Annotated in this window: 6 protein-coding genes; 2 read left to right on the top strand and 4 right to left on the bottom strand. The window is 29.2% G+C overall.

Translation table 11 applies throughout. The features are described 5' to 3' along the window. From VJ881_09915 to VJ881_09925, 3 genes are all read right to left on the bottom strand, one after another. Positions 1-1,382: DEAD/DEAH box helicase (locus tag VJ881_09915; GenBank protein ID HKL76368.1), on the bottom strand; the 1,382-nt coding region annotated here is incomplete at its 3' end. A gap of 198 nt (positions 1,383-1,580) precedes the next feature. Beyond that, a complete protein-coding gene (raiA, locus tag VJ881_09920) occupies positions 1,581-2,156 on the bottom strand; it encodes a ribosome-associated translation inhibitor RaiA (GenBank protein HKL76369.1) in 576 nt (191 codons plus the stop codon). Positions 2,157-2,349: 193 nt separating this feature from the next. Then, the gene (locus tag VJ881_09925; protein HKL76370.1) at positions 2,350-2,553 is read right to left on the bottom strand and encodes a cold shock domain-containing protein; all 204 of its coding nucleotides are present in this window, start codon (positions 2,551-2,553) and stop codon (positions 2,350-2,352) included. A gap of 178 nt (positions 2,554-2,731) precedes the next feature. On the opposite strand from VJ881_09925, the gene VJ881_09930 reads away from it, so the two are divergent. Continuing rightward, positions 2,732-3,442 (top strand): response regulator transcription factor, encoded by a 711-nt coding sequence (locus tag VJ881_09930; protein ID HKL76371.1) that lies wholly within the window; start codon positions 2,732-2,734, stop codon positions 3,440-3,442. After that, positions 3,426-4,925, top strand: coding sequence for a HAMP domain-containing sensor histidine kinase (locus VJ881_09935; GenBank protein HKL76372.1), 1,500 nt, complete (start codon positions 3,426-3,428; stop codon positions 4,923-4,925). Before VJ881_09930 ends, VJ881_09935 begins: the two co-directional genes overlap by 17 nt. 4 nt (positions 4,926-4,929) lie before the next feature. Here VJ881_09935 and VJ881_09940 read toward each other — a convergent pair whose 3' ends face one another. Then, the gene (locus tag VJ881_09940) at positions 4,930-5,691 is read right to left on the bottom strand and encodes a ComF family protein (protein HKL76373.1); all 762 of its coding nucleotides are present in this window, start codon (positions 5,689-5,691) and stop codon (positions 4,930-4,932) included. Positions 5,692-5,740: the final 49 nt, after the last annotated feature.

Here is a 5,740-nt window from a genome sequence, read left to right on the forward strand (position 1 = left end):
ACATTATGAGGTATATCACGTTTTTTCAATCTTTTACTTAATTCTTCAGATTTAGCTATATCTACTGTACCTACCAGAATAGGCTGTCCTTTTTCATGTCTTTCAGCTATATCTTCAACTACAGCATCAAATTTAGCATCTTCTGATTTATAAACTCGATCAGGTAGTTTTTCTCTTCTTAATGGTTTATTTGTTGGAATAACAATAACTTCCATATCATATATTTCAATAAATTCTTCTTCCTCTGTTTCTGCTGTACCGGTCATACCTGCTAATTTATCATACATTCTAAAATAATTTTGTTGAGTAATACTGGCAAAAGTCTGGCTTCCTTTTTTAACCTGTACTCCTTCTTGAGCCTCTATTGCCTGATGCAGACCTTCACTAAAACGACGACCTTCCATAACTCTTCCTGTAAACTCATCAACTATCTTTACTTCTCCATCTTTTACAATATAGTCTTTATCTTTTTTCATAAGGGTATGAGCTTTAAGAGCCTGTTTTAACTGATGATTAAGTCGAATATTACTATCATCATAAAGGTTATCAATCCGGAGCATTTTCTCTACTCTTTCCACACCTTCTTCAGTTAAATTAACAAGCTGATTTTTTTCATCTAATTCATAATCTTTATCTTTTACCAGTTTTGGTACAACTCTATTGAATTTTTTGTAATCACTGGTTGATTCCTGAACCGGTCCGGAAATTATAAGAGGAGTTCTTGCTTCATCAATTAAGATACTGTCTACCTCATCTAATATTGCAAAATGATGATCTCTTTGTACAACTTTTTCTGGATCCCGGGCCATATTATCTCTTAAATAATCAAAACCAAATTCATTATTAGTACCATAAGTAACATCTGCTTCATAAGCTTCTTTTCTTTGCTCAGGAGTCATTTCACTCAATATTACTCCTACAGATAAACCAAGAAATCTATAAATCTGTCCCATCCATTCACTATCACGTTCAGCCAGATAATCATTAACAGTCACAACATGAACACCTTTACCAGTAAGGGCATTTAGGTAAACAGGTAAAGTAGCCACCAGTGTTTTACCTTCACCAGTTTTCATTTCAGCTATTTTACCTTCATGAAGAACTATTCCACCCATTAGCTGGACATCATAATGGCGAAATTCTTCTTCTGTTGAACGCTGAGCTGCTTCTCTAACAACCGCAAAAGCTTCAGGAAGAATATCATCAAGAGTCTCTCCTTCTTTCAATCTCTGACGAAACTCATCAGTTTTTGCCTTCAATTCACTATCATTAAGTTGCTGCATTTCACTCTCTAATTCATTTATTTCATCAACAATTGGCTGTAATCTTTCCAGTTCTTTTTCATTTGCATCTTTAAACAGGTTTTTGATAAACTCAAACATATAATTAATCACCTTCCTAAAAAATAATGTCAGGTATCTAAATCCCTGACATAGATTACTTCTTATATTATATCATCATTCACTATTAAACTCAATCCAGTAAAGATTAGAATCAGCTTAAAATCAGAAAAATGCCGCCATATTTTAACTGGCGGCATTTTAAGTCAAAAATCATATTTTTATTTTATATCTTATTCTTTAAAATGCTGGTTCAATAAGTCCGAAGTCACCATCATTTCTTTTATAAACAACATTAACCTCATCTGTATTAGCATTAGAAAATACAAAGAAATCGTGTCCTAAAAGATCCATCTGCATTGCTGCTTCTTTGGGATCCATAGGTTTCATAGCAAATCTTTTTGTTCTTACTATTTTAGGTTCATACTCATCAGTTTCACCTTCACTAATATCTATTTTTTTATTTAATACTTCTTCTCTTCTTTCTTCCATATATTCTTCTTTATATTCCTGTTTACGTTCAATTAATTTTCTATGGATTCTCGTTTTATATTTATGAATCTGTCTTTCTAATTTTTCAATAACTCCATCAATTGAAGCATACATATCACCAGTTACTTCTTCTCCTCTTAAAATAATACCACTAACAAAAGCTGTAACTTCAACGATATGTCTTTCTTTTTCAACTTCCAGAGAAATTTGAACTTCAATTGACTCATCTTCAAAATACCTCTGAAGTTTACTCACCTTTTCTTCTGCATATTCTTTGAGAGATGGTGTAATATCCATGTTCTTACCATAAGTCATTATTTTCACTATAACCACTCCTTCCTCTTTTCTTTCTACTATTATATATACTTTATTCAACAAAATGCAGTTAAATTCCTGCATTTGATTTTTGTATTTTTTGAAAATTTAATATTTAATGATAAATATAATAAACAAACCCTGGCTATTACTAGCCAGGGTTTTAAATACAGTTTTGTTGTTACTTAAGTAAGTTTATTTGTTAAACTTTAACAACATTTTCTGCCTGAGGTCCACGATCTCCCTCAACTATTTCAAATTCAACTTCATCGCCATCTTCTAAACTCTTGAATCCATCTTCCTGAATTGCTGAAAAGTGAACAAAAACATCGTCTCCATCTTCTCTTTCAATAAAACCATAACCTTTTTTCGCATCAAACCATTTTACTGTTCCTGTGTAAGTCATTTTATTAACATTCCTCCTAAAAATTGTTTCATGAGAATTGCTTCTCATTGAATATAAATATACCATATAAACCTATTATTTGTCAAGCTTTCGAAGACAAATATTTAGTCTTTTTAAAGGATTTAAACAAAAAGTCTAGAAATAGTATATAGAAAGTAAATTGAGGACGGTGATTAGTTTGAATTTAAATGATAAAAAAATTTTGCTAATTGAAGATGATACACATATCTATGAATTACTAAAAGCTATGCTGAAATCATATAATACTATCTTAACTTTTAAAAAAAATGGAGAATCAGGTTTAAAAGAAGCATTAACTGAAAACTATGACTTAATATTACTTGATATTATGCTTCCCAAAAAAGATGGCTGGGAAATCTGCCAAAAATTAAAACAGGAAAATATACCAACTCCTATTATTATGCTAACTGCTAAAGCTGAAGAAACTGATAAAGTACTGGGACTTGAGATGGGGGCTGATGATTATGTGACAAAACCTTTTAGTCCTCGCGAATTAACAGCAAGAATGAAGGCAGTTATGAGAAGATTCGAAAACTCCAATCAGGATAATATTTCAAATAAATTAGAATTCCCGGATATTAATTTGACCATTGATATCAAAGGTCATAAAGTCTATACAGAAAATGAGACTATAACCCTGGCTCCAAAAGAATTTGAGTTGTTCTTATTTTTGGCCCGGAACAAAGATGAAGTTTTTTCTCGCAAAGAACTCCTAAATGAAATCTGGGGTTATGAAAATAAACAGGATACAAGAACAGTTGATGAACATGTCAAAAGAATCAGAAAAAAATTAAAGGACAGTGATCTTAAAGATATTCCTCTAAAAACAGTCTGGGGGGTGGGTTATAAATTTGAAATTAAATCTTAAATCTAACACTCTTTTTGGGCGCCTAATGAAATATAATACCCTGGTCATTCTAATTGCCCTCCTAATTTTAAGTACTATTTTTGGAAGATTAGTTACAAGATATTTTAGTGGTTTACGAGAATTAGATGCAACTGCTAATAGTAAAGAAGTGGCCAAAATGATAAGTGACAATATTAATAATTATCATTTTAAAAATACTACTTTAGAAGAAAATAGACGAGAAATCTATAAAATAACTGAAGATACTGATTATAATATAACAATCATGGACAAATCAGGTACTGAAATCATCAATTCTAAAGTTTCTCAATCTAATATTAATTTAGAACTTGGTAAAGATGAAATAAAAAGAGTACTCAGTGGTAATCGAGTTATTAAAAAAATTATTGGTAATGAAATAAATCATATGTTAATTGCTTTTCCTCTAACTCATAATAATAATAATAATATAAAAATAGTAGAAAACCAAAATAACCAAAAAGAAATTATGGGAGCTATTATTCTCCAGACTCCTCTTGAAAATATGACTGATACTATAAATAAGTTGATGAAAATGGTTGTTATTGCTGCTTTAATCACCCTCATTATAGCTTTTATCATAAATATTACCTTTTCTAAAAGAGTAACCAAACCACTTAGAAAAATTGAAAATGCTGCAATTAATGTTAGTGATGGAAATTATAAAAAAGTAGATATTCCTGAAAATTCTACTGATGAAATTATTAAAGTTATTCAAACATTTAATTATGCTATAGATCAAATCGAAAGTAATTTTGAGGAAAAAAGAAAACTGGAAAAAATGCGCAAAGAATTTGTGGCTGATATTTCCCATGAATTCAGAGCTCCTCTAACTTCAATTAAGGGATTTTTAGAATTATTTATAGAAGAAGATTTAAATGAAAAAGAAATAAAAAAATATGCAAAAATCATGTATAGTGATACTAATTATTTAGAACATTTAGTTAAAGATCTTTTAACTTTAGGTCGATTAGATTCAGAAAATACTCCTTTAAAATTAGAAAAAATTGATCTTGAAAAAATAATAAATCAAACTATAAATTCTTTGAAAACAAAGTTTCATAAAAAAAATATAAAAATAATCAAAAGAATTCCAGATAGACTTCCCTTCATTAGAGCTGAGAAAATGAGTATTAAAAGAGTAATTATAAATTTACTAGAAAATGCTATTACTTATTCTCCTGAAAATAGTAATATTATTGTAAAAGTTAGTATAATTTTAGATGAATTGAAAATTTCTATAATTGATGAAGGACCCGGTATCCCCGAAGATAAGCTTGAAAATATCTGGAACAGATTTTATAAAATTGATAAGGCAAGAACCCGCAAAGAAAAAAAAGGAAGTGGGCTTGGCCTTTCTATAGTCAAAAATATTATAAAACAACATGGAGGAAGAGTTGAAGCCAAAAATAAGAAAAATAAAGGAGCTGAATTTTCTTTTTATCTTAAAATTAATAACTCCTAAAAAATTAAACCCTGGCAGTTGCCAGGGTTAATGTATATACCTTATTAACTTTTCCCTCTTTTTTCAGTACAAAAGAGGCTTCATTGGTAGTTGTTCCTGTAGTAAATATATCATCAATTAATAATATATTTTTACCTTTTAATTTTGCTAAATTATTTTTCTTTAACTTAAATACACCTCTGATTAAAGCCTCTCTTTTACTGCGGTTTAAATCATAAAGTGGAGGCGTTTTTTTATATCTTATAAGTATATCTTTTAATAATTCAATACCACTTTTTTGAGCTACAACCTCAGCTAATAATTTTGCCTGATTATATCCTCTCTCCTTTTTTCGACTCTTATATAAAGGAATAGCTAAAATATAATCAAAATCAATTTGTGAATAATATTCTTTAAAATAAATATATAGTAGTTCACCTAATGGTAAATATAGTTCTTTTTTGTTAAAATATTTAAAATGAAAAATTAATTCTCTTCCGAGTTTTTCATAAATAAATGCACTTCTATTCTTTTTAAAATAAAAATCATGACTGTTTTTTGAACAAAATTCGCACTTTAAATCTTTTTTTACCCCATTTTTTATTTCTTTTTCACCTTCGGAAACTCCGATCTCTCTTCCACATCTATTACAAATATTTGATGTGTATGACAGGTCTTCCAGACAATCTGAACACAGAAATGGTACTTCTGATAAAAGTATATCTTTCCCACAGATAAAGCATTTTTCTTTTTCAGGATAAACAAAATCAAATAAAATCTTTTTCAAAACTCCCATTAACCAACCAGATCCTTAAGATTATAATTACACTTAATTT

It is taken from the genome of Halanaerobiales bacterium (assembly GCA_035270125.1).
Classification (GTDB): Bacteria; Bacillota; Halanaerobiia; order Halanaerobiales; family DATFIM01; genus DATFIM01.

Coding starts and splice junctions, on each gene's coding strand:
- VJ881_09925 (HKL76370.1), bottom strand. CDS start 2,553: ATGACTTACACAGGAACAGTAAAATGGTTTGATGCGAAAAAAGGTTAT.